Source organism: Streptomyces sp. NPDC001502 (assembly GCF_042894785.1).
Classification (GTDB): Bacteria; Actinomycetota; Actinomycetes; order Streptomycetales; family Streptomycetaceae; genus Streptomyces; species Streptomyces kutzneri.
Genome location: NZ_JBIAVW010000035.1, coordinates 1 through 21,440, shown reverse-complemented (window position 1 = coordinate 21,440; position 21,440 = coordinate 1). Strand labels below are relative to the sequence as shown.

Sequence of the window (21,440 nt, the reverse complement as noted above, 5' to 3'; positions counted from 1 at the left end):
CCGCGGCGCCGCCGACCACGCCAGGGGAGTGATCCGCATGACCCACCGTTCCCGGACGCAGCGGCTCGCGCTGCTCTCCGCATCGACAGCCCTGGTCACAGGAGGGCTGCTGCCGTCCGCCACCGCGCTCGCCGCCCCGGCACACGCCGCCGCGGTCGCCGTCGCTGCCGCCCCCACGCCCACGCCCACATCCCCGTCGACAAAATTCGCCCGGGAGGCGGTGAAGACCACCGATCCCCCCAGCGGCATCACGGCCGAGCTCCCCGGAAAGGCCAAGGTCCGCATGGGTGCCATCCCCATGGAGGGCGGTTCCGTCGACGCCCGCGTGTACGGGGTGGAGACCCCGGACGGAGCCTCCGGCTTCGCCGTCTACGACATGCCGGGCGACCGGATTCCGCTGGAAGACGCCCTCAAGGGCTTCGTCGACGCGTACGGCCTGACCGGCGCCGGGACCCTGACCAGTGACGACGTCCGCAAGACGACGGTGGACGGCCGCCCGGCCCTCGACGCGACCCTCTCCGGCGAGGACCCCGAGGGATCCTCGGTCGGCTCCATCCGCTTCATCTCCGACGACGACCATCTCGTCATGGCCCTGACCTTCGGTCCCGAGGCCAAGGAGAAGGACCTGAAGGAGATGCACCAGCAGCTCCTCTCCTCCCTCACGATCCCCTGATCCCCGCCTCCGATATTCGTTCGCGCCGCACCGCCCCGGTGGCTAGAATCTCCGCTCTTGCCGCCTCCCGCCGCCTCATCGGGGAGAGCCGCCCTCCGGCCGGAAACCGGCGGGCCATCTGTTCCGCATCCAGCAGCTGGAGGCAGTTCCGTGCCCGCGCACGCCCCCGAGACCACGCACGACGACCCGACCGCGAACGCGACCTCGAAGCCGGCCTCGAACCCGATCGCGAACCCGATCGCCGACCCGGCGGCGCCCACCGACCCGCTGGGCCGCGAGCGGGCCCACCTCACCGCCTCGCGTTCCGCCCTGCGCGCCATGCGCGAGGACGTCGAGTCCCTCGACATCCGCGACGTCACCGCGAACTGGGTCAACGCGATCGTCCTCCAGGCCCAGATCGACGACCGCATCAAAGCCCTCGCCGACCTCGCCCACACCCCGCTGTTCTTCGGCCGCCTCAACTACCTGCACGCGCCGGGCGCGGAGCTCGCCGAGGGCGCGGAGGGCGAGCAGTTCTACATCGGCCGCCGCCACGTCCACGACGCCGGCGGCGACCCGATGGTCATCGACTGGCGCGCGCCCGTCTCCCAGCCGTTCTACCGGGCCTCCAAGACCGACCCGCAGGACATCGCGCTGCGCAGGCGCTTCGGTTACACCGGCGGCGAGCTGACGGCGTACGAGGACGAGCACCTGTCCGACCCCGGCGAGGCGGCCGTGGTCAGCAAGCTGCTCCAGCAGGAGATCGAGCGCCCGCGCGTGGGCCCGATGCGGGACATCGTCGCGACGATCCAGCCCGAGCAGGACAAACTCGTCCGCTCCGGCCTGACCGGTTCCGTCTGCGTGCAGGGCGGCCCCGGCACCGGCAAGACCGCCGTCGGCCTGCACCGGGTCGCCTACCTGCTCTACGCGCACCGCGACCGCCTCGCCCGCACCGGCACGCTCGTCATCGGGCCGAACCGTTCCTTCCTGCACTACATCGAGCAGGTCCTGCCGGCCCTGGGCGAGCTGGAGGTCAAGCAGGCCACCGTCGACGACCTGGTCGCCCGCGCCGGCCTGGAGGTACGCGGCACGGACGCCGCCGAAACCGCCGTGGTCAAGGGCGACGCCCGCATGGCGGAGGTACTGGGCCGCGCCGTCCGCTCCCACGTCACCCGCCCCACGGAGCCGCTGATGGTGGTCCGCGGCTCGCGCCGCTGGCGGGTGCCCGCGTACGAGCTGGAGGAGATGGTCGAGGAGCTGCAGAAGCGCGACATCCGCTACGGCGCCGCCCGCGACGCGCTGCCGCAGCGCATCGCGCACGCCGTGCTCGTTCGGATGGAACAGGCGGGCGAGGCCCCGGACGACCGGGTGCAGGACGCGGTGGCCCGCAACGCGGCGGTGAAGGCGGCGGTCAAGGAGATCTGGCCGGCCGTCGAACCGGCGAAGCTGGTCCTGCGGCTGCTGTCCGACCCCGAGTTCCTCGCGCTGCACGCGGCGGACGTGCTCACCGAGGACGAGCAGAAGCTCCTGCTGTGGCCGAAGCCGTTCCGGAGCGTGAAGTCGGCGAAGTGGTCGGCGGCGGACCTGGTGCTGATCGACGAGGCGGCCGACCTGGTGGAACGGACGCATTCGCTGGGCCACGTGGTCCTCGACGAGGCCCAGGACCTGTCGCCGATGCAGTACCGGGCGGTCGGACGGCGCTGCACCACGGGCTCGGCGACGGTCCTCGGCGACCTCGCGCAGGGCACCACGCCGTGGGCCACGCGCAGCTGGGACGAGGCCCTCACGCACCTCGGCAAGCCGCAGGCGGTGCTGGAGGAACTGACGGCGGGCTTCCGCGTGCCGCGCGAGGTGATCGCCTACGCCTCCCGGCTGCTGCCGTCGATCTCCCCGGGCCTGGCCCCGGTCTCCTCGGTCCGCGAGACGCCGGGGTCGCTGCGGATCGAGGAGACGGCGGACCTGACGGCGGCGGTGGTCGCCGCGTGCCGTGCCTCCTTGGCGCACGAGGGGTCGATCGGCCTGATCGCGGCGGACGCGCGGATCCCGGTGCTGGCGGAGGCGCTGGCGGAGGCGGGGATGCCGTACCTGTCTCCCGGCGAGGAGACGACGGCGGAGTCCCGCCTGACGCTGGTCCCGGCGTCGCTGGCGAAGGGTCTGGAGTACGACTACATGGTCCTGGACGAGCCCGCGGCGATCGTGGACGGCGAGCCGGACGAGCGGACGGGCCTGCGCCGGCTGTACGTCTGCCTCACCCGCGCCGTCTCGGGCCTGACGGCCCTCCACGCGACCCCGCTCCCGGCCGCCCTGTCCTGACCTGCGCCCCGCCCTCCCGGCGGGGCTGAAAGACCGGGGCTCCGCCCCGAACCCCGCGCCTCAAACGCCGGAGGGGCTGGATCTTCCAGCCCTTCCGGCCGAACTCCAGCCCCGCCGGCGTTTGAGGCGATCTTTCAGCCCCGCCGGCGTTTGAGGCGCGGGGGTCCGGGGGCGGCACCCCCGGCAGCGGCGGCGCGCCCGACCGCCGCACCCCCGGTCAGGAGAGGGCGGTGCGCCAGTCCGCGACGGCCGCGGCCGAGACCGGCCCGCCCCACCCGGAGGGCCTGGCCGCACCGCCGATGTGGAAGGCGTCGATCCCGCCCGCCCTCAGCACCGGCAGGTGCGCGAGCGTCAGCCCGCCGCCCACCAGGATCCGCGCCCCGTACCCCGGCTCACCGCCCCGCGCCGCCTCCGCCAGCAGCACCGGCAGCCCGGCCTCCACCCCAGCCGCCGCGCCCGCCGTGAGGTACGTGTCCAGCCCCGGCACATCAGCCAGCGCCTTGCGCAGCTGATCCCGGTCCGCCGCGCGGTCGATCGCGCGGTGGAAGGTCCAGCTGCAGCCGTCCAGCTCCGCGACGACGGCCTCGACCGCGGCCAGGTCGGGGGCGCCGTCGGCGCCCAGGAAGCCGAGGACGAACTCGCGTGCGCCCTCCGCCCGCAGTTCCCGTGCCGCCCGGGCCAAGGCGGAGACGTCGCCGGCCGCGAAGCCGTCCGTCTTGCGGAGCATCACGCGCAGCGGGATGTCGACCGCCGCCCTGATCGCCGCGAAGGTCTCGCGCGGCGGGGTGAGCCCGTCGGCGGCCATGTCGGTGACCAGTTCGAGTCGGTCCGCCCCACCGGCCTGGGCCGCGACCGCGTCCTCCACGTCGAGGGCGATCACCTCCAGGAGCGCACGGTTGCTCATTCGATCCCATCCTTCTTCGGAAAGCTCGGGAAAACTCGGGAAACTCCCAAGAAATAGGTCTAGTCCAATATTCAGAATACGGGCCTCCACCCGCCCTTCACCAGCACAATCACGCCACCCCACAATGTGCCCATGGACACAGGCACCCAGAGCAGCGACACCCACCCGGACACCGCCGACCTGCGAGCCCGCTGGCAGGCGACCGTCACCGCCGCCGGCGCCGCCGCCGACCGTGATCCCGCGCCCTACGCCGACCGCCTCCTCACCGCCTGGGCGGAGCCGCAGCGCCGGTACCACACCACCGCGCACCTGGCCGACGTACTCGCGCGGATCGACGTACTGGCCCCGCACGCCGCCGACCCGGCCGCCGTTCGGCTCGCCGCCTGGTTCCACGACGCCGTCTACCGCCCCGACCGGTCCGAGAACGAGGAGCGCAGCGCCGCCCTCGCCGAGCGCGCCCTCCCCGAGCTCGGCATCGGCCCCGCGCGCACCGCCGAGGTGGCCCGCCTGGTCCGGCTCACCGTCACCCACGACCCCGCGCCCGCAGACACCGACGGCGAGGCCCTCTGCGACGCCGACCTGGCCGTCCTGGCCGGGGATCCCGACGCGTACGCCGCCTACGTGGCCGCCGTCCGCGCCGAGTACGGCTTCGTCCCCGACGACGCCTTCCGCACCGGCCGCGCCGCCGTCCTGCGCCAGCTCCTCGACCTGCCGCGGCTCTTCCGCACGCCCTACGGAGCCGCGCACTGGGAGGCCCCGGCCCGCGCCAACCTCGCCGCGGAGCTCGCCGACCTCACCGACCCCACCGACGACCCCATCGGCGACCGGGGAATTTGATCGCGTTCGCGCTGGTTGGTGACAGTCATGCCCGCAGCAGCCGCACGCCCCCGCATGCCCGTCTCCGTGTACGTCCTCGGCCTGTCCGTGTTCGCGCTCGGCACCAGCGAGTTCATGCTCTCCGGCCTGCTGCCACCCATAGCCGAGGACATGGGCGTCACCATCCCGCAGGCGGGCCTGCTCATATCCGCCTTCGCGATCGGCATGGTCGTGGGCGCACCGCTGCTGGCCGTGGCCACCCTGCGGCTCCCCCGCCGCACCACCCTCATCGCCCTCATCAGCCTCTTCGGCCTCGGGCAGGTCGCGGGCGCGCTGGCCCCCACGTACGAGCTCCTCTTCGCCTCCCGCGTGGTCTCCGCGTTCGCCTGCGCCGGCTTCTGGGCCGTGGGCGCGGCCGTCGCCATCGCCATGGTCGACAAGGACCAGCGGGCCCGCGCGATGGCCGTCATGATCGGCGGCCTGTCGATCGCGAACGTCCTCGGCGTCCCCGCCGGCGCCTTCCTCGGCGAGCACCTGGGCTGGCGCTCCGCCTTCTGGTCGGTCGCCGCCGCCTCCGCGATCGCCCTCGTCGGCATCCTGGCGCTGATCCCGAAGATCCCGCTGCCCGCCGACAAGCCGTCGCTCGGGCGCGAGCTGCGCATCTACCGCGACCGCCAGGTGTGGCTCTCCATCGGCATCACCGCGCTGGCCGCGGGCGGCGTCTTCTGCGCCTTCAGCTACCTGTCACCGCTGCTCACGGACGTGGCCGGGCTGGACTCCCGGTGGGTCCCGTGGATCCTCGGCCTCTTCGGCATCGGCGCGCTCGCCGGCACCACCGTCGGCGGCCGGGTCGCCGACGCGCACCTGTTCGGCGTGATGATCTGGGGCATCACCGCCTCGACCGTCTTCCTCACCGCGCTCGCCCTGGCGGCCTCCACCGCCGCCGCGGCGGTCGCCCTGGCCTTCCTGCTCGGCTTCTCGGCCTTCTTCACCGCCCCGGCGCTCAACGCCCGTATGTTCAACGTGGCCGGCGCCGCCCCGACCCTGGCCGGCGCCACCACCACGGCCGCCTTCAACCTCGGCAACACCGGTGGCCCCTGGCTCGGCGGCACCGTCATCGACGCCGGCCTGGGCTTCGCCGCCACCGCCTGGGCGGGCGCCGCCATGACCGTCACCGCGATCGTCCTCACCGTGCTCGCCCTGCGCCTGGACCGCCGTACGCCGCCGCGCGCGACCCGCGTGATCGCCACAGGCGGCGCCGCCGCCACCCCCGCCGAGGAGCCCGCCCGCGCCTGACCGCGATCCCGTCGCGGTCCCGGTCCCGGTCCCGGTCGCGATCCCGTCCCGGTCCCGGTCCCGGTCGCCGCCCCCGACCCGGCTTCCTACGATGGGAAGGTCCGCTCGGGATCCGGGGACCGCTCGGGGACGCGCGTCAGAGGTGATCCTCCATGGGCCGGTACCGCACGCCCACCGTCTTGGCAGCCGCCTCCCTGCTGCTGACCGCGCTGTGCGCGGGCCAGGCCCCCGCGGCCGCCCCGCCCGGCCGGGTCGACATCGATCCGGTGACCGCCGAGCAGCTCGACGACGCGATCACCGCGGCCATGCGCAAGGCCGCCATCCCCGGTGTGGGCGTCGGCCTGTGGATCGACGGCGAAGACCCCTACGTGCGCGCCTTCGGCACCGCCGACAAGGCCACCGGCATCCCCGTCAAGACCGACATGCACACCCGCATCGGCAGCGTCACCAAGACCTTCACCGTCACCGGCGTCCTGCAGCTCGTCGACGAAGGGAAGGTACGGCTCGACGCGCCGATCTCGACGTACCTCGGCGGCGTGCCCGGCGGCGACAAGATCACCGTCCGGCAGCTCGCCGACATGCGCAGCGGCCTCTACAACTACACCGAGGACCCCCGCTGGACGGCCGCATTCAAGGCCGACCCGCACCGCTCCTGGACCCCGCAGGAACTGCTGGACATCGCCTTCCGGCACCCCGCGAACTTCGCGGCGGGAACGCGCTGGGAGTACTCGAACACCAACACCGTCCTGCTCGGCCTGCTCGTCGAGAAGGCCGGCGGGCAGCCCCTGCACACCTACCTGCAGCAGCACGTCTTCGAACCGGCCGGTCTGGACGCGACCTCGCTGCCGACCGGCGCGGAGATCGCGTCCCCCTACGTGCACGGCTACACGAACTTCACCCCGAACGGCGCGACCGTCGACGCCTCCACCTGGAACCCGTCCTGGGGCTGGGCGGCCGGCGCGATGATCTCCACCATGGACGACCTGCACTCCTGGGTCCCGACCCTGGTCACCGGGAAGCTGCCCGACGGCGACCGCCTGCTGGAGCCGGGCACCCAGGCCCAGCGGCTGCGCATGCTGCCCACCGGGCACGCCGACGTGGGTTACGGGCTCGGCATCGCCGAGCTCGACGGCTGGATCGGCCACAACGGCGAGCTGCCCGGCTACGAGACCGTCGCCGTCCGGCTCCCGCAGGCCCGCGCCACGATGGTGATCGTGGTGAACTCGGACGTCGACGGGAAGTTCGGCAGCCTGAGCTCGCTCATCGCCAACACGGTCACCAAGATCGCGACCCCGGACCACGTCTGGGAGCTGCCGCAGGCGGCCCAGCCCAACACGGTCCCGGAGCCGTCCACACCCCCGACCCCGGCCCCGACCCCGAGCTAGGGCGCCGGCCGGCCCTTCGGGCGGCGCAGACCCGCCGCGGTGAGGCGGCGGACGAGTTCCTTGCTGCCGATCTCCACCGCGCCGGCACCGACCGCGTCCGCGTACCGGTACGAGGGCACGTCGTAGTGGTCCCGCTCGAAGGCCCGCGGCGGACAGCCGATGGCCGCCGCGAAGGCGTGCAGCTCCTCGTACGAGACGTCGCTGACCAGGTGCGACCACATGCGGCCGTGGCCCGGCCAGGTCGGCGGGTCGATGTAGACGGTCACCGGCGGCTCACCGGAGTCCGAAGACCGGGCCCAGGCCGCCGATCGCGGCCACCTTCACACCCGCCTCCGAACACACCCAGTGCGGGTCGGGTCCCAGCTCCGGCTCCACGTCCAGCGCGTGCGGCTCGCCGTGGTTGCAGACCGGGCACAGCGGCCATCGTCCGTACTTCTCCAGCAGCGCGTCCTTCACGTCTTGGGCGACGAGTCCGGCAAGGTAGTCGACGCCCTCCGGCCACTGCTCCACCCACCACCGGCGGTGCGTGACCGAGTCCTCGACGAGGGAGACGACATCGGCATCGGCGACCTCGCCGGCGGCGAGGTCGGCGAGAACAAGGGCACGGGCGACGTGCAGCGCCTGCTCCAGGGGGGTCGCGTGGTCCATGCGCCCATTGTGGACCCGCGAGGGCCCGGCGATGAAGGCCGTCTTCCCGGGGGCCCAATGGCGTATTGACCGGACCTTGCGCTGAAAATAAATTTCAGGGGTGAGCCAGAACGCGAAGGAAACTGCCAGCCGCCCGCCCGTCCCTGCCAAAGGCTCCGGCGAAAGCCCCGCCCCGGCTCCCCCGCCCCACGCCCTCCGGGCCCGGATCCGCAGCCTCGCACCCTCCATGACCCGGTCCGTGCAGGCCGTCGCCGACGCCGTCGCCGCCGACCCCGCCGCGTGCGCCCGGCTCACCGTCTCCGCCCTCGCCGAACACACCGGCACCAGCGAGGCCACCGTCGTCCGCACCGCCCGCCTCCTCGGCTACCCCGGCTACCGCGACCTGCGCCTCGCGCTCGCCGCCCTCGCCGCCCAGCAGGAGTCCGGCGCCGCCCCCGCCGTCACCGTCGACATAGCCGTCGACGACCCCCTCGCGGACGTCGTCGCCAAGCTGGCCCACGAGGAGGCGCAGACCCTCACCGACACCGCCGCCGCCCTCGACCTCACCCAGCTCGCCGCCGCCGTCACCGCGCTCGCCACCGCCCGCCGCATCGACATCTACGGCGTCGGCGCCTCCGCCCTCGTCGGCCAGGACCTCGCCCAGAAGCTGCTGCGCATCGGCCTCCTCGCCCACGCCCACAGCGACCCCCACCTGGCCGTCACGGGCGCCGTGCAACTCCGCCCCGGCGACGTCGCCGTCGCCATCACCCACTCCGGCACCACCGGCGACGTGATCGAACCACTGCGCGTCGCCTTCGAGCGCGGAGCCACCACCCTCGCCCTGACCGGCCGCCCGAACAGCCCCGTCACCCGCCACGCCGACCTCGTACTGACCACCTCCGCCGCCCGCGAGACCCAGCTGCGCCCGGCCGCCATGTCCAGCCGGACCAGCCAGCTGCTCGTCGTCGACTGCCTCTTCGTCGGCGTCGCACAGCAGACCTACGACACCGCCGCCCCCGCCCTCGCCGCCTCCTACGAAGCCCTGGCCCACCGCCACACCGCCAAATCCAGCCACTCCGGCGTTTGAGGAGCGGGGCCCGGGGCGGAGCCCCGGCATTTCAGCCCCGCCGGCGATTGAGGCGCGGGGTCCGGGGCGGAGCCCCGATCGTGAAGCTCAGCCCGCACACCACCCGCCACCCCCTACCGCACGGGAGCCGCCCATGACCGCGTACGAAGAACTCCGCGCCCAGCTGGACACCCTCACCACCGAGGCCTTCCGCCAGGACCTCGCCGAGATCGACCGGCTGCCCACCCTCGACATCGCCCGCACCATGAACGCCGAGGACGCCACCGTCCCGGCCGCCGTCGCCGCGCAGCTCCCCCGGATCGCCGCCGCCGTCGACGCGATCGCCGAGCGGATGGCCCGGGGCGGGCGGCTGGTCTACGCGGGCGCCGGCACCGCCGGCCGGATGGGCGTCCTGGACGCCAGCGAGTGCCCGCCCACCTTCAACACCGACCCCGCCGACGTGATCGGCCTGATCGCGGGCGGCCCCTCCGCCATGGTCAAGGCCGTCGAGGGCGCCGAGGACTCGAAGGAGCTGGCCGCCGAGGACCTCACCGCGCTGGAGATCGGGCCGCACGACACGGTCGTCGGCATCTCCGCCTCCGGCCGCACCCCGTACGCGATCGGCGCCGTCGAGTTCGCCCGTACCCGCGGCGCGCTCACCGTCGGGCTCTCCTGCAACGCCGGATCCGCCCTCGCCGCCGCCGCCGACCACGGCATCGAGGTCGTCGTCGGACCCGAACTCCTCACCGGATCCACCCGCCTGAAGGCCGGCACCGCGCAGAAGCTCGTCCTCAACCTCATCTCGACCATCACGATGATCCGCCTCGGGAAGACGTACGGGAACCTGATGGTCGACATGCGCTCCTCGAACGAGAAGCTGCGCGCCCGCGCCCGCCGCATCGTGGCGCTGGCCACCGGCGCACCCGACGAGGAGATCGAGGCCGCCCTGACCGCCACCGGCGGCGAGGTGAAGAACGCCGTCCTCGTCGTCCTCGGCGGAGTCGACGGCCCCACGGCCGCCGAGCTGCTCGCCGCCTCGCAGGGCCACCTGCGCGCCGCCCTCCAACGCGCCCTCGCCCCCACCCGCTGACCCCCGAGCCAAGGCGATCCCCCATGTCCACTGACAAGAACCGCGCCACCGCCGCCGCGATCCTTCCGCTGGTCGGCGGCCCGGACAACATCACCTCGATCGCGCACTGCATGACCCGCCTGCGCCTCTCGCTGCGCGACCGCTCGCTGGTCCAGGACGAGGCCCTGCGCGCCCTCCCGGCGGTCCTCGGCGTGGTCGAGGACGACACGTACCAGATCGTGCTGGGCCCGGGCGCCGTCGCCCGCGTGACCCCGGAGTTCGAGGCGCTCGTCGAGGAGGCCCGCTCGGCGGCCACGCCGGCAGCCGCCCCGGCGGCCCAGCCCTCCGGCGGGATCACCGCGGACGACCTCTCCGCTCAGGGCGCGGCACTGAAGGAGGCTCAGAAAGCCCGGAACGCCACGCCCTTCAAGCTGTTCCTGCGCCGCATCGCGAACATCTTCGTCCCGCTGATCCCGGCCCTGATCGGCTGCGGCATCATCGCCGGACTGAACGGCCTGCTGACGAATCTGGGCTGGGTACCCGCCGTCGTCCCCGCCCTCGCCTCCATCGCATCCGGCTTCATGTCCCTGATCCCGGTCTTCGTCGGATACAACACGGCCAAGGAGTTCGGCGGTACGCCCGTCCTGGGCGGCGCGGTCGCCGCGATCATCGTCTTCCCGGGCGTCGCGAAGATCGACGCCGTCGGCCTGGAGCTCAAGCCCGGCCAGGGCGGCGTCCTCGGCGCGCTCGCCGCCGCCCTCCTCGCCGTGTACGTGGAGAAGTGGTGCCGCAGGTGGGTGCCGGAGGCCCTGGACGTCCTGATCACCCCCACCCTCACCGTCCTGATCTCGGGCCTGGTCACCCTCTTCGGCCTGATGTACCTCGCCGGTGAGGCCTCCGCCGCCATCGGCACCTTCGCCAATTGGCTCCTCGCCAGCGGCGGCGCCTTCGCGGGCCTGGTCCTGGGCGGCCTCTTCCTCCCCCTCGTGATGCTCGGCCTGCACCAGGCCCTGATCCCCATCCACACCACCCTCATCGAACAGGACGGCTACACCGTCCTGCTGCCCATCCTCGCCATGGCGGGCGCGGGCCAGGTCGGCGCGGCCATCGCCGTCTACCACCGCCTCCCGCGCAACGGCTCGCTCCGCGCCACCATCAAGTCCGCCCTCCCGGCCGGCTTCCTGGGCATCGGCGAACCGCTGATCTACGGCGTCTCCCTGCCGCTCGGCCGCCCCTTCGTCACCGCCTGCATCGGCGGCGCGGCCGGCGGCGCCTTCGTCGGCCTCTTCCACCAACTGGGCGTCGCCTTCGGCTCCACCGCCATCGGCCCCTCGGGCTGGGCCCTGTTCCCGCTGCTCGACGGCAAGTCCGGCGCGGGCATCACCCTCGCGATCTACGCGGGCGGCCTGCTGACCGGCTACCTGGTGGGCTTCACCGCCACCTACTTCTTCGGCTTCACCCGCCAGATGCTGACCGACCTCGACACCGGCCCGGACCAGGCCCAGGACCCGGACGCCACCACCGCCACCGGAACACCCCCGAAGGAACGGGTCCCCGCATAGCCCCGCATGATGTGCGGATGCTGCTCCCCGCCGAAGCCGTCGCCGCCACGACCCGCATCGACGTCGTACGCATCACCGCCGGTCCCGAGCAGCACGGCGACCCGATGACCGGGCCCGTCGTGGGTCACTGGGAGGGTCCCGCCGCCGCGGAGGTGCTCACGGCCGTACGGAAGATCCCCGCCGCCGACGCCACCCTGTGCGGGTTCGCCCCCGGCTGGGGCATCCGCGCGTACGCCGACCCGGCCGGGCCGCCCCTCTACGAAGCGGCGTTCTGCTACGGCTGCGACATGGTCTGGCTCTGGGGCCCCCGGGTCCCGGAGCCGCTCCACCGCCAGACCTTCGCCTCGGACTCGCCGTACGCATCGTTCCTCCGCATGCGCATGCGCGCCGCGGGTCCGCAATGATGCAGAGATGATCAACTCCATACCTCCCGTGGTCCCCGCCGGCCGGATGCGCGCCCTGCCACAGCCCGAGTTCGCACTGCCGGGCGGCCTGCTGCTGCGCCCCTGGGCCGCCCACGACGTCCCCGCGCTCGTCGAGTCCTGCCTCGACCCGGACATCCGGCACTGGAACCGGCCCGCCCTCCTCACCGCGGCCGAGGCCGAGGAGCGGATCGCCCGCTGGCACGCCCGCTGGCAGGACGAGGAGGCCGCGATCTGGGCCGTCGCCCCCGCCGGCACAGGCCCGGCCGTCGGGCTCATCGGCATCGGCGACCTCGACCTCGCGGGCGGCAGCGGCGAGATCCTGTACTGGCTGCTGCCCGCCGGGCGCGGCCGCGGGGTCATGGTGACGGCGACGCAACGCGTCACCCGCTGGGCCTTCGAGGACCTCGGCCTGCACCGCGTGCGGATCACCCACTCCGTGGCGAACCCGGCCTCCTGCGCCATCGCGACGAAGGCCGGATTCCCCCTGGAGGGCACCATGCGCGGCGCCCTCCTGCACGCGGACGGCTGGCACGACGAGCACCTGCACGCCCGCCTGCGTACCGACTGAGGCGGACCGTGCGTCAGCAGCTGCCCGGCGCCGGACGTCCCGCGAAGCGGTCGGCGATTCAGGTCAGGCACTCCTGCTGCGGGACGAAGGGGATCGTACAGATCGCATCGATTTGCATGCCATCGTGCGGCCGCGGGGGCTGAGCGGCCCGCTACGCTCCGACATCGGCTGCTCCACCGACGGTTTGCAGGAAGTCGGCCAGATCGTCCACGCCGTAGCCGAGCCTCGGACCCCGCTCGGCCGCCATCAGCAGGAGCTGCCCCACGATCTCGGCGCCCCAGCCGTCCGTACCGTCCTCGGACCACTCCCACAGCTTGTCGATGCCGAGGCCGGTCATGAGCAGCCCGTACCCGGTACGGATCTCCGCGCACAGCTCCGCCACCGCGTCGAGCAGCCGCCCGCCCGGCCGCTCGCACCGCAGCCCGAGGCACCCGCCGAAGTCCTCCACCGCGCACCCCTGCGGCGGGGCTGCCCTGAGCCCCTCGTAGCGCGGATCGTCGAACCCCGGATACCCCTCCACCGGGCAGTGCACCAGCGTGAACCGCTGCCATCCGGACGGCGGAGGCGGCTTCGGATCACCCGACTCCGGCCCGCACACCCCGCGCGGGGCGAGGGCCGTCTCCAGCCCCCGCAGTTTCCAGCCGAGTTCGAAGGCGAAGTTCACCGCCTCCACGGACTCGCTCACGCGCCCGCCGCCCGCTCGTGCAGGACGGCGGCCAGCCGGAGCGCGGTGTCCAGGTTGCAGCGGCCGAGGTCGACCAGCGGCAGGCCGTACGTACCGGCGGCCGAGACCCGCTCCACGTCCAGCGAGGGGAACAGCACCCCGACCGCCGCGAGCGATTCCCGCAGCTGCCGGACGGCCTCCTCGGCCGCCTGCATGCGCTCCTGTGGGGAGAGCACCATGACATGTCACCTTTCTACTCTGAGTATCCAACTTCTTCACACAGAGTGGCGACGCGCTCACTAGCCTTTCAAGTGCGGACCCCGCAACAACCGCACATGTTGCTCAGGGAGTTGCCATGGCACGGAAGAACCTCGATCCCTCCTCCTCACCCCGCGCCCTCCTGGGCGCGGAACTGCGCGTAGCGCGCGAACGCGCGGGCATGAGCCAGGCCGAACTCGGCGAACGGCTCTTCGTGAGCGGCGCGTTCATCGGCCAGCTCGAAGCCGGCACCCGACGTATGCACCTGGAGTTCGCCCGCCAGATCGACGAGATCCTCGACACGGGCGGCTTCTTCGTCCGCAACTGCGGAGCCGCGGCCGAGTCGAAGTACCCGGACCACTTCGCGGCGGCCGCCGAAGCCGAAGCTCTGGCGAAGACCATCAGGGAGTACGCGCCACAGCTGATCCCCGGACTGCTCCAGACGGAGGCGTACGCACGCGAGGTGTTCCGCGCGTACCAGCCGACGGCCACGGAGGAGACCATCGACGAGCTGGTCACGAATCGCCTGGCCAGGGCCTCGCTGCTCAATGACCCAACAACCCCACTGTTGTGGTGCGTCCTCGACGAGGCGGTCCTGCGACGCGCCGGGGACAGCCCGGCGATCCTGGCCGAGGCCCTTCGGCACATCGCGCGCCTGATCCGCTCATGCCGGATCATCGTGCAGGTGCTCCCGTTCAGCGCGGGCTTCCACGCGGGGCTGGCAGGCACCCTCAAGCTGATGTCGTTCGATGACGCGCCGCCACTCTCCTACGTCGACGGCCTCGGGATGGGCCAGTTGTTCGACGATCCGGCCACCGTCGCCCAACACACCCTGACCTACGATCTCCTCACGGCCAACGCGCTGTCACCGCGCAAGTCCCTGGCCCTGATCGAATCGGTGGCGGAGGATTACGAACATGACCAGCAAGCCTGAGTACGACGTGTCGGCGGCCACCTGGCACAAATCGAGCTACAGCGCAGGCGACGGCGGCAACTGCCTGGAGATGGCCACCTGGCGGAAGTCCACCCACAGCGGCGGTGACGGCGGCGAGTGCCTGGAAGTGGCCGACGGCCTCCCCGATGTCGTCCCCGTGAGGGACTCCAAGCAGCCCGAAGGCCCGCACGTGGTGTTCCACGCGCAGGCCTGGGCCCGGTTCGTCGGGTCGCTCAGAGAGCGTTGGTGAACAGCAGCCGGTTCGGGCTGTTGTCGCTGAGGTTCTCCACGACGTCCTTCGTGGACTTGTCCTCCAGGAAGTCCTGCACCTCGGCCGGCGTCGCGCTGGGGTGCTCGGCCTTGTAGAGGGCAGCCACACCGGTGACGTGCGGCGCGGCCATGGACGTACCGTCCAGGGCCACGTTGCCGCCGTGCAGCTTCGCGGACACGATCTCCTTGCCGGGGGCGTAGATCTCCAGGCACTCGCCCCAGTTGGAGAAGTCGGTCTCCTCGTCGAACTTGTTGGTCGCGCCGACCGTGAACGCACGGTTGGCGGACGCCGGCGAGACCCGGCAGGCGTCGCGGTTCTCGTTGCCCGCCGCGATGATCGGCAGTACGCCGTGGTCGTACACGGCGTTGGTGGCGCTGTTGACCGAGGCGAAGCGGTCCCCGCCCAGGGAGGCGTTCAGGACGGCGGGCTGGCGGGCGTGGTTGGCCACCCAGTCCAGGCCGGCGATGATCCCCGACCAGGGGCCCCTGCCGTCACAGCCGAGGACGCGGACGCTGACCAGGGAGACCTTCCGCGCCACACCGAACGTCTCGCCGCCGACCGTCCCGGCGACGCGCGTGCCGTGGCCGTTGCAGTCCGACCCGTCGCCTCCGAACGCGTCGAAGCCGAGGCGCGCCCGGCCGCCGAACTCGGTGTGCCCGTATTCGATGCCGGTGTCGAGGATGTACGCGGTCACGCCCTGGCCGCTGCCGTTGGCCCTGAAGTTGCCGTCGAGCGGGAGGCCCTCTTGGTCGATCCGGTCCAGGCCCCAGGACCCGGCCGGCGACCTGGTCCCGCCCAGGGTGACGGGCGTGGGCGGGGTGGACACGTTCGCGTCCTCCTCCACCGACTTCACGCCGGCCGTCACCCGGGCGGTGCGCAACTGGTCCGCCGTGAGGGACGCGGCGAACCCGTGCAGGGCGGAGGTGTAGGTGAACTTCGCCTTCACTCCCAGCGCCGCCGCGATGCGCGCCGGCGAGGCGGCCTTGTCGAGGGTGATGACGTACTGGCCGGGGATCGCGTTCATGGACGTGAGGAGCGGCGCCGGGGTCGGCTCCGGGGCCGCAGTCGCGGCGGAGCCGGCCGCGATGGGGGTGACGGTGAGGAGAACGGCAGTGGCCAGACGTGCGAGCAGACGCATGGAAGGAGCTCCCTGACGTGCTTGGAAGGTCGGCGTGGAGGAGCCGCCCCCGCGATCTGGAGTCCTCCGCGGGTGCGGCCCCTCTCTACATCGGGGACCACCTCGGCGCGACTTGAACCATCGCCGCCACCTGGCCGATCGTCCGATGGCCGCGTCGACATGCCGTACCGGACACACAGCAGAAAGGGTTAGTCCCCTGTGCCGCCCGGGCCGCGGGCCGCTCCACCCGGGGTGCGGAAACCCGTGCGAGATTCACCCGTACGTCCGGCCCCCACACCAGGGAGCGCGCGGCCGGTACCCGCCGTGCACCCGCCACACCCGCCGGCGTCGTTGACCCGCCCTGCCGCGCGTGATGGCCTCCCCCCATGCGCATCCGTCTGAGCCGAGCCCTGACCGTGGCCGTCGCCGTACTGGCCGCCGTCGCCGTACTGCCCGTGGCCGCGGCCACGGCCGCCGACGGGCCGGAACCCGTACCGCACACGGCCCCCGCCGCCGACCACGCCACGTACATCGTCACCGTGCGGGGGGACGTCGACCCGGCCGAGGTGGCCGAGCGGGTCGGCGCCACCCCGGTCCACATCCACCGCACCGTCCTGCACGGCTTCGCCGCCCGGCTGAGCCCCGACCAGGTCGAGGCCCTACAGGAGATGCCGGACGTCGAGACCGTCGAGGAGGACGGCCGGGCCACCGGCTTCGGCACCGGCTTCTGAGGCCCGGGCGCCCGACCGAGCAGGGCGGCCCGGCCCGGGGCCGCGAGGCCCCACCGGCACCCAGGCGCGCCCGTACGCGGGCCGGGTCAGAGACCGCCGGTGTTCAGCAGCACGTTCGGGCTGGTCTTGCTGATGCTCTTCAGGACGTCCTTGGTGGCCTCCGTGTCGAGGAACTCGTTGAGCTCGGCCGCGTCCGCGTTCGGGTGTGCCTGCTTGTAGAGGGCGACCACACCTGCGACGTGCGGGGCGGCCATCGACGTGCCGTCGAGGGCCACGCTGCCGCCGCCGAGCTTCGCGGAGACGATGGCCTGGCCGGGGGCGTAGAGCGAGACACACGAGCCGTAGTTGGAGAAGTCGGTCTCCTCGTCCCACTGGTTGGATGCGGCGACGGTGACCACGCGCGCGGCGGACGCGGGTGAGATGTTGCAGGCGTCCTTCGCGGAGTTGCCCGCCGCGATGACCGGCAGCACACCCGCGTCGGAGACCGCGGTCGCGGCGTTGTTGACCGCCTCCGACCTGTCCCCGCCGAGGGAACCGTTCAGCACGGCAGGCTGCTTGGCGTTCTTCGCCACCCAGTCCATGCCCGCGATGATCCCCGACCAGGTGCCCTTGCCGTCACAGCCGAGGACCCGGACGCTGACCAGGTTCGCCTTGCGCGCCACCCCGTACGTCTTGCCCGCGACCGTGCCGGCGACGTGTGTGCCGTGGCCCTGGCAGTCCGCGCCGTTGCGGCCGTCGTTGATGGCGTCGAAGCCGAAGCTGGCACGTGTGGTGCCGTCGGCGCCGGTGAACTCGGTGTGGCCGTAGTCGATGCCGGTGTCGAGGATGTACGCGGTCACCCCGGCGCCGTTGCCCTGGGTGGTGAAGCTGTTGTCGAGCGGCAGCTCCTTCTGGTCGATCCGGTCCTGGCCCCACGAGTTCGACGGGGCCCGCATCGCCGCCGAGGAGGTGGGTGTCGGGACGGACTGGACGGAAGCGTCTTCCTCGACCGACTTCACCCCCAGGCTGTTGCGGACGAGCGTGAGCTCCAGTGAGGTCAGCGGGACCGCGAAGCCGCTCAGCGCCGAGGTGTAGACGAACGTCGGCTTCAGGCCCAGCTTCTTCGCGATCTTCGCCGCGTCCTGGCCCTTCTCCAGGGTCACGATGTACTTGCCGGGCACCGGGTTGGCGGCGGTCATCAGCGGTGCCGGGGTCGGCTCCGGGGCCGCGGCGGAGGCCGTACCGGCGGCGACCGGGGGGATGGTGAGGAGGGCGGCGGCGGCCAGGCGTGCGAGCAGGCGCATGGAAGGAACTCCCTGACGGGTTCTCGGTCGGAGGCATGGGGGAGCCGCCCTCACGGCACCAGGTGCTCCTGCGGGGGCGGCCCTCAGCTCCATCGCTGCCACCTCTGTGCAGCTTGAATCACCGGCTCACCTGGTTGCCCGTCCGGCGCCCGCGTCGACGCGCCCAAAAGCGCGCACCGTGCAGAAAGGGTTGTCCCGCTGTGCCGTACCGGTCGTGCCCCGTCCCGTGCGACCGTCGGCCCGCCCCGCAAGATCACCCGTACGGTCCGCCGCCGGACCAGGGGGCGCACGGCCGGTGCGCCGCCCGTGCCCCCGCCACACCCACCGGCGTCGTTGACCGTCCCTGCCGCGCGTGATGGCCTCCCCCCATGCGCATCCGCCTGAGCCGAGCCCTGCCCGTGGCCGTCGCCGTACTGGCCGCCGTCGCCGTACTGCCCGTGACCACGGCCACCGCCGACGTCCCGGAACCCGTACCGCACACCCTTCCCGCCGCCGACCACGCCACGTACATCGTCACCGTGCGCAAGGACGTCGACCCGGCCGAAGTGGCGGACCGGGTCGGCGCCACCCCGGTGCACATCTACCGCACCGTCCTGCACGGCTTCGCCGCCCAGCTCAGCCCCGACCAGGTCGAGGCCCTGCAGGAGATGCCGGACGTCGAGACCGTCGAGGAGGACGGCCGGGCCACCGGCGGCGGGATCTTCGGCCAATACTGGGGGTGGGGGACCTCAGGCGTGTGACCCGCGGTCAGGCCCCCGGTCCGTCCGTCCGGCCGGCCGACCGACAAGGGAGACGCCCGTCGTGAAGATCAAGCAGGGTGCTCCGGTGCTCCTCGCGTCCCTCGCCCTCACCACCCTCGGCGGATGCGGCCTGACCGGCTCCGACTCCGCCGGCTCCGACGCGATACCCCTCGCGGGCACCAGCACCTCACGTGACGCCGCCGACGCGGTGGAGAAGGTGTCGGCCGAGCTCCGCGGCCTCACCGGAGTCGAGGGGAAGCCGTCCGAAGGACGCGCCGGCGTCACGGAGTGCCCGGGCAAGGACCCGGCCAGGTACTTCCAGGTGTTCCACCCGTGGAGCTTCTACCCCACCTCGAACGACCGGCTCGACGAGGCGATGGAACGGCTCAAGGCCGCGCTCCCCGAGCACGGTTGGAAGGTCGTCCGGTACGCACCCGACACCAGCCGGAACAAGAACCTCGGCCTCACCGCCGACCACGGCGAGAAGAAGTACGGCGTCAGCGTCGTACAGATGAAGCAGAACGACCCGCCGAAGCTGAGTCTGACCGTCGTCTCCGGCTGCTACGAAGTCCCGGAAGGCAAGGCGGTCGAAAGGTTCTGACCCTCGACGACCCCTCGTTCCGGTAGGCGGGGAAACTGTGTTCATGCAGCTCCCCGCCGAAGTCCTGACCGGTACCGCGTTGATCGAGGTGGTACGGATATCCGCCCACCCGAAGAAGAAGGGCGCCCCGTACCCGGGCAGGACCGTCGCCCACTGGTCCGGGAGCGAGGTGACCGACGCCCTGGCCCTCATCGGGACCCTGCCCGGCAGCGGTCAGCACCGCTGCGGCTTCTCACCGGGATGGAGCATCCGCGGCTACGAGGACTCCCTCGAACTGGTCCTCTTCGAGGCGGCCTTCTGCTTCAGCTGCCACGAGGTCCGCATGCACGGACCGGCGGTCCCGCCCGACCTCGCCAAGCAGTTCTTCCACGCGGACGCTCCGCCCGCCCAGGCCCTCCTCGCGCTCTTCCGCGCGGCCGGGCCGTGACCCCGGCCGGCCGCCGTCACCAGCCGAAGACCGGATCGATGTCGAAGGTCGGCGGCAGCAGGCCCTTGCGGTCCAGGTTGACGAAGACGTACGAGCCGGGCGGGCCGGGGTAGAACGCGAACCGCTCGCCCAGCGGCAGGTCGCGCAGGATCGCGGGCTCCGCCCGGCGCCTGCCGTCGGCCAGGCCGCGGCGGGTGAGGTACGTCCACCAGTGGCCGGAGGTCACCACGCCGACCTCGCCGGGGCCGGTCGGGGCCAGCCCGCGGACCTCCTCGTCGCCGGTGCCCGCGTGCCAGAGGCTTCGGCCGTCGGTGAGGGAGTAGGCGGACACGCCGTTCTTCTTCCCCTGCTTCACCGCGGTGACCAGCATGTCGCCGGTCAGCACCGGGGACGGCTCGGACAGCAGGTCCCCGTCCGGGCCCGAGGCGGGTACGGAGCCCCGCACGCGGCCCGTGTCGTCGAGCAGCAGGGCCGCGTCCACTCCGCGTTCCGAGGTCTCCGTGACGCGCAGGACCGGCGGGGCGGCGGACAGCACCCGCACCTCGCGCAGCCGGCTCGCCGTCGGCAGCGCGGTCTGCCAGGCGCGGGTTCCCGTACGGGCGTCGACTGCCGTGATCCGGGCGGCGTCGCCGCACTCCTCCACGTACAGGGCGCGTCGCTCCGAGCCGTCGACGGCCTTCACCGTGCAGTCGGCCGGGACCGGGACCCGCCAGAGCTCCTGGCCGCCGTGCAGGTCGAGGCCGGTCACCGTGTCCCGGTCCGCCACGACGGCGCTCGCGCCCGCAGCGGCCACCAGGGCCCGGCCGGTGTCCCGGGTCCACCGGACCCGGCCCCCGGCCAGGTCCACGGCGACGACCTGCGAGCCGCACGTCCCCACGCTCTCCCCGTACGCGAGGAGGCCGGTGCCCGACGGGGTCGTCCGGCTGAGCGCGCAGAGCGGCGTACGCTCCGGGGCGGGCAGCCGCCAGCCCTTGCGGCCCTCCCCGCCGTAGGCGACGAGGCCGTCGGTGCGGGCCCGTACGAGCATTCCGGGCGCGGGCGCCCAGACGCCGACGGGGGCCGCCGCCGGATGCACCGGCTCCTGCCACCCGGACAAGTCCAGCTGCGGGCCGCGCACCGACTCGAAGCCCAGCCAGCCGGGCCCCAGTGCGGCCAGCGCCACGCCCGCGGCGATCACCCGGACGGGCACCGGGGCGCGTCCGTGACCCCGCTTCCTCGGCGTACGCCACAGCAGCCACGCGGCGGCGGCGCACAGCGGGGCGAGGAGCGCGAGGGTGCCGGTGCCGCGCGGGCAGCTGTCGATCCCGCACATGCGGCCGGGGGCGTCGGCGAACACCAGCTTCGCGAGGAGGACCAGGTACAGGGCGGCCACCGCCGCGAACGCGGCGGCGCCGGCGCACGCGAGATACCCCAAGAGCCGCCCGGGCCGCGGTCGTTCCATGTCCATGATCCCCCCGAGTGGGACCCTATCGACGACGCACCGCTTCCCCTGCGGTGCCCCTGCGGTGCCCCTGCGGGGTGCTCGGTGGTGTGGCTTCCTCCTGCCGAGGTGGGTCGCCTCAATCGCCGGCGGGGCTGGGTGGTGTGGGGCGGTGCCCCGCACGAGGGTCTCCTCGGCCGGTGCCCCTGCGGGGTGCCCTGCGGTCGGCTCGGTGGTGTGGCTTCCTCCTGCCGTGGTGGGGCGCCTCAATCGCCGGCGGGGCTGGGTGGTGTGGGGCGGTGCCCCGCACG

General features: G+C 73.1%; 24 protein-coding genes. 16 read left to right on the top strand and 8 right to left on the bottom strand.

Annotated elements, in window-relative coordinates; all coding sequences use genetic code 11:
• The first annotated feature begins 37 nt into the window (after positions 1–37).
• Together ACFY0D_RS37515 and ACFY0D_RS37510 are read left to right on the top strand one after the other, a co-directional pair.
• On the top strand, positions 38–673 hold the full coding sequence (locus tag ACFY0D_RS37515; protein ID WP_390802366.1) for a hypothetical protein: 636 nt from the start codon (positions 38–40) through the stop codon (positions 671–673).
• A 318-nt stretch (positions 674–991) separates the two neighbouring features.
• A complete protein-coding gene (locus ACFY0D_RS37510; RefSeq protein ID WP_390802406.1) occupies positions 992–2,965 on the top strand; it encodes a HelD family protein in 1,974 nt (657 codons plus the stop codon).
• A gap of 217 nt (positions 2,966–3,182) precedes the next feature.
• Here ACFY0D_RS37510 and ACFY0D_RS37505 read toward each other — a convergent pair whose 3' ends face one another.
• Positions 3,183–3,869, bottom strand: coding sequence for a copper homeostasis protein CutC (locus ACFY0D_RS37505; RefSeq protein WP_390802365.1), 687 nt, complete (start codon positions 3,867–3,869; stop codon positions 3,183–3,185).
• Positions 3,870–4,001: 132 nt separating this feature from the next.
• Here ACFY0D_RS37505 and ACFY0D_RS37500 point away from each other — a divergent pair, with 132 nt between their 5' ends.
• The 3 genes from ACFY0D_RS37500 (at position 4,002) to ACFY0D_RS37490 (ending at position 7,366) form a co-directional block, all read left to right on the top strand.
• A complete protein-coding gene (locus ACFY0D_RS37500) occupies positions 4,002–4,706 on the top strand; it encodes a hypothetical protein (protein ID WP_390802364.1) in 705 nt (234 codons plus the stop codon).
• 54 nt (positions 4,707–4,760) lie between these two features.
• Entirely contained in the window at positions 4,761–5,981 is a 1,221-nt protein-coding gene (locus ACFY0D_RS37495) for a Cmx/CmrA family chloramphenicol efflux MFS transporter (RefSeq protein ID WP_390802405.1), read from the top strand.
• Positions 5,982–6,133: 152 nt separating this feature from the next.
• Positions 6,134–7,366 carry a serine hydrolase domain-containing protein gene (locus ACFY0D_RS37490; RefSeq protein ID WP_390802363.1) on the top strand — a complete coding sequence of 411 codons (1,233 nt, stop codon included), beginning with the start codon at positions 6,134–6,136 and terminating at the stop codon, positions 7,364–7,366.
• Here the strand turns inward: ACFY0D_RS37490 and ACFY0D_RS37485 are convergent.
• Together ACFY0D_RS37485 and ACFY0D_RS37480 are read right to left on the bottom strand one after the other, a co-directional pair.
• Positions 7,363–7,632, bottom strand: coding sequence for a DUF4031 domain-containing protein (locus ACFY0D_RS37485; RefSeq protein WP_390802362.1), 270 nt, complete (start codon positions 7,630–7,632; stop codon positions 7,363–7,365). The two genes, ACFY0D_RS37490 and ACFY0D_RS37485, sit on opposite strands and share 4 nt — an antisense overlap.
• 7 nt (positions 7,633–7,639) lie before the next feature.
• Positions 7,640–8,014 carry a hypothetical protein gene (locus tag ACFY0D_RS37480; RefSeq protein ID WP_030727652.1) on the bottom strand — a complete coding sequence of 125 codons (375 nt, stop codon included), beginning with the start codon at positions 8,012–8,014 and terminating at the stop codon, positions 7,640–7,642.
• A 205-nt stretch (positions 8,015–8,219) separates the two neighbouring features.
• On the opposite strand from ACFY0D_RS37480, the gene ACFY0D_RS37475 reads away from it, so the two are divergent.
• The 5 genes from ACFY0D_RS37475 to ACFY0D_RS37455 all read left to right on the top strand — a co-directional run bounded on the left by ACFY0D_RS37475 (position 8,220) and on the right by ACFY0D_RS37455 (position 12,683).
• Positions 8,220–9,080 (top strand): MurR/RpiR family transcriptional regulator, encoded by an 861-nt coding sequence (locus ACFY0D_RS37475; RefSeq protein WP_390802404.1) that lies wholly within the window; start codon positions 8,220–8,222, stop codon positions 9,078–9,080.
• 133 nt (positions 9,081–9,213) lie between these two features.
• A complete protein-coding gene (murQ, locus tag ACFY0D_RS37470; protein WP_390802361.1) occupies positions 9,214–10,149 on the top strand; it encodes an N-acetylmuramic acid 6-phosphate etherase in 936 nt (311 codons plus the stop codon).
• Between the two features lie 23 nt (positions 10,150–10,172).
• Positions 10,173–11,690: a PTS transporter subunit EIIC gene (locus ACFY0D_RS37465; protein WP_390802360.1), complete on the top strand. Its 1,518-nt coding sequence runs from the start codon at positions 10,173–10,175 to the stop codon at positions 11,688–11,690.
• 17 nt (positions 11,691–11,707) lie between these two features.
• Positions 11,708–12,094 (top strand): hypothetical protein, encoded by a 387-nt coding sequence (locus ACFY0D_RS37460; RefSeq protein WP_390802359.1) that lies wholly within the window; start codon positions 11,708–11,710, stop codon positions 12,092–12,094.
• Between the two features lie 7 nt (positions 12,095–12,101).
• Positions 12,102–12,683 carry a GNAT family N-acetyltransferase gene (locus ACFY0D_RS37455; protein ID WP_390802358.1) on the top strand — a complete coding sequence of 194 codons (582 nt, stop codon included), beginning with the start codon at positions 12,102–12,104 and terminating at the stop codon, positions 12,681–12,683.
• Positions 12,684–12,834: 151 nt separating this feature from the next.
• Here ACFY0D_RS37455 and ACFY0D_RS37450 read toward each other — a convergent pair whose 3' ends face one another.
• Positions 12,835–13,368, bottom strand: coding sequence for an amidase (locus tag ACFY0D_RS37450; RefSeq protein WP_390802357.1), 534 nt, complete (start codon positions 13,366–13,368; stop codon positions 12,835–12,837).
• On the bottom strand, positions 13,365–13,586 hold the full coding sequence (locus ACFY0D_RS37445) for a hypothetical protein (protein WP_382549591.1): 222 nt from the start codon (positions 13,584–13,586) through the stop codon (positions 13,365–13,367). The genes ACFY0D_RS37450 and ACFY0D_RS37445 overlap by 4 nt, the downstream gene beginning before the upstream one ends.
• Before the next feature lie 116 nt (positions 13,587–13,702).
• Here ACFY0D_RS37445 and ACFY0D_RS37440 point away from each other — a divergent pair, with 116 nt between their 5' ends.
• Positions 13,703–14,539, top strand: a complete 837-nt coding sequence (locus tag ACFY0D_RS37440) for a Scr1 family TA system antitoxin-like transcriptional regulator (protein WP_390802356.1) — start codon at positions 13,703–13,705, stop codon at positions 14,537–14,539.
• On the top strand, positions 14,523–14,789 hold the full coding sequence (locus ACFY0D_RS37435; protein ID WP_390802355.1) for a DUF397 domain-containing protein: 267 nt from the start codon (positions 14,523–14,525) through the stop codon (positions 14,787–14,789). The genes ACFY0D_RS37440 and ACFY0D_RS37435 overlap by 17 nt, the downstream gene beginning before the upstream one ends.
• Here ACFY0D_RS37435 and ACFY0D_RS37430 read toward each other — a convergent pair.
• Entirely contained in the window at positions 14,773–15,948 is a 1,176-nt protein-coding gene (locus ACFY0D_RS37430) for a S8 family peptidase (RefSeq protein ID WP_390802354.1), read from the bottom strand. The two genes, ACFY0D_RS37435 and ACFY0D_RS37430, sit on opposite strands and share 17 nt — an antisense overlap.
• Positions 15,949–16,313: 365 nt before the next feature.
• Here ACFY0D_RS37430 and ACFY0D_RS37425 point away from each other — a divergent pair, with 365 nt between their 5' ends.
• Positions 16,314–16,658, top strand: a complete 345-nt coding sequence (locus ACFY0D_RS37425; protein ID WP_390802353.1) for a protease inhibitor I9 family protein — start codon at positions 16,314–16,316, stop codon at positions 16,656–16,658.
• Positions 16,659–16,744: 86 nt separating this feature from the next.
• Here ACFY0D_RS37425 and ACFY0D_RS37420 read toward each other — a convergent pair whose 3' ends face one another.
• Positions 16,745–17,941 (bottom strand): S8 family serine peptidase, encoded by a 1,197-nt coding sequence (locus ACFY0D_RS37420; RefSeq protein WP_390802352.1) that lies wholly within the window; start codon positions 17,939–17,941, stop codon positions 16,745–16,747.
• Positions 17,942–18,309: 368 nt separating this feature from the next.
• On the opposite strand from ACFY0D_RS37420, the gene ACFY0D_RS37415 reads away from it, so the two are divergent.
• The 3 genes from ACFY0D_RS37415 (at position 18,310) to ACFY0D_RS37405 (ending at position 19,709) form a co-directional block, all read left to right on the top strand.
• Complete coding sequence (locus ACFY0D_RS37415) at positions 18,310–18,681, top strand: protease inhibitor I9 family protein (RefSeq protein WP_390802351.1); 372 nt, start codon at positions 18,310–18,312, stop codon at positions 18,679–18,681.
• Between the two features lie 61 nt (positions 18,682–18,742).
• Entirely contained in the window at positions 18,743–19,282 is a 540-nt protein-coding gene (locus ACFY0D_RS37410; RefSeq protein ID WP_390802350.1) for a hypothetical protein, read from the top strand.
• Between the two features lie 43 nt (positions 19,283–19,325).
• Positions 19,326–19,709: a hypothetical protein gene (locus ACFY0D_RS37405; protein WP_390802349.1), complete on the top strand. Its 384-nt coding sequence runs from the start codon at positions 19,326–19,328 to the stop codon at positions 19,707–19,709.
• Between the two features lie 16 nt (positions 19,710–19,725).
• Here the strand turns inward: ACFY0D_RS37405 and ACFY0D_RS37400 are convergent, their stop codons facing one another.
• Positions 19,726–21,150: a PQQ-binding-like beta-propeller repeat protein gene (locus ACFY0D_RS37400; protein WP_390802348.1), complete on the bottom strand. Its 1,425-nt coding sequence runs from the start codon at positions 21,148–21,150 to the stop codon at positions 19,726–19,728.
• Between the last annotated feature and the right edge of the window lie 290 nt (positions 21,151–21,440).

Coding starts and splice junctions, on each gene's coding strand:
- ACFY0D_RS37515 (WP_390802366.1), top strand. CDS start 38: ATGACCCACCGTTCCCGGACGCAGCGGCTCGCGCTGCTCTCCGCATCG.
- ACFY0D_RS37465 (WP_390802360.1), top strand. CDS start 10,173: ATGTCCACTGACAAGAACCGCGCCACCGCCGCCGCGATCCTTCCGCTG.
- ACFY0D_RS37400 (WP_390802348.1), bottom strand. CDS start 21,150: ATGGAACGACCGCGGCCCGGGCGGCTCTTGGGGTATCTCGCGTGCGCC.
- ACFY0D_RS37500 (WP_390802364.1), top strand. CDS start 4,002: ATGGACACAGGCACCCAGAGCAGCGACACCCACCCGGACACCGCCGAC.
- ACFY0D_RS37455 (WP_390802358.1), top strand. CDS start 12,102: ATGATCAACTCCATACCTCCCGTGGTCCCCGCCGGCCGGATGCGCGCC.
- ACFY0D_RS37460 (WP_390802359.1), top strand. CDS start 11,708: ATGCTGCTCCCCGCCGAAGCCGTCGCCGCCACGACCCGCATCGACGTC.
- ACFY0D_RS37415 (WP_390802351.1), top strand. CDS start 18,310: ATGCGCATCCGCCTGAGCCGAGCCCTGCCCGTGGCCGTCGCCGTACTG.
- ACFY0D_RS37480 (WP_030727652.1), bottom strand. CDS start 8,014: ATGGACCACGCGACCCCCCTGGAGCAGGCGCTGCACGTCGCCCGTGCC.
- ACFY0D_RS37505 (WP_390802365.1), bottom strand. CDS start 3,869: ATGAGCAACCGTGCGCTCCTGGAGGTGATCGCCCTCGACGTGGAGGAC.
- ACFY0D_RS37495 (WP_390802405.1), top strand. CDS start 4,761: ATGCCCGTCTCCGTGTACGTCCTCGGCCTGTCCGTGTTCGCGCTCGGC.
- ACFY0D_RS37435 (WP_390802355.1), top strand. CDS start 14,523: ATGACCAGCAAGCCTGAGTACGACGTGTCGGCGGCCACCTGGCACAAA.
- ACFY0D_RS37510 (WP_390802406.1), top strand. CDS start 992: ATGCGCGAGGACGTCGAGTCCCTCGACATCCGCGACGTCACCGCGAAC.
- ACFY0D_RS37490 (WP_390802363.1), top strand. CDS start 6,134: ATGGGCCGGTACCGCACGCCCACCGTCTTGGCAGCCGCCTCCCTGCTG.
- murQ (WP_390802361.1), top strand. CDS start 9,214: ATGACCGCGTACGAAGAACTCCGCGCCCAGCTGGACACCCTCACCACC.
- ACFY0D_RS37440 (WP_390802356.1), top strand. CDS start 13,703: ATGGCACGGAAGAACCTCGATCCCTCCTCCTCACCCCGCGCCCTCCTG.
- ACFY0D_RS37405 (WP_390802349.1), top strand. CDS start 19,326: ATGCAGCTCCCCGCCGAAGTCCTGACCGGTACCGCGTTGATCGAGGTG.
- ACFY0D_RS37425 (WP_390802353.1), top strand. CDS start 16,314: ATGCGCATCCGTCTGAGCCGAGCCCTGACCGTGGCCGTCGCCGTACTG.
- ACFY0D_RS37420 (WP_390802352.1), bottom strand. CDS start 17,941: ATGCGCCTGCTCGCACGCCTGGCCGCCGCCGCCCTCCTCACCATCCCC.
- ACFY0D_RS37430 (WP_390802354.1), bottom strand. CDS start 15,948: ATGCGTCTGCTCGCACGTCTGGCCACTGCCGTTCTCCTCACCGTCACC.
- ACFY0D_RS37445 (WP_382549591.1), bottom strand. CDS start 13,586: ATGGTGCTCTCCCCACAGGAGCGCATGCAGGCGGCCGAGGAGGCCGTC.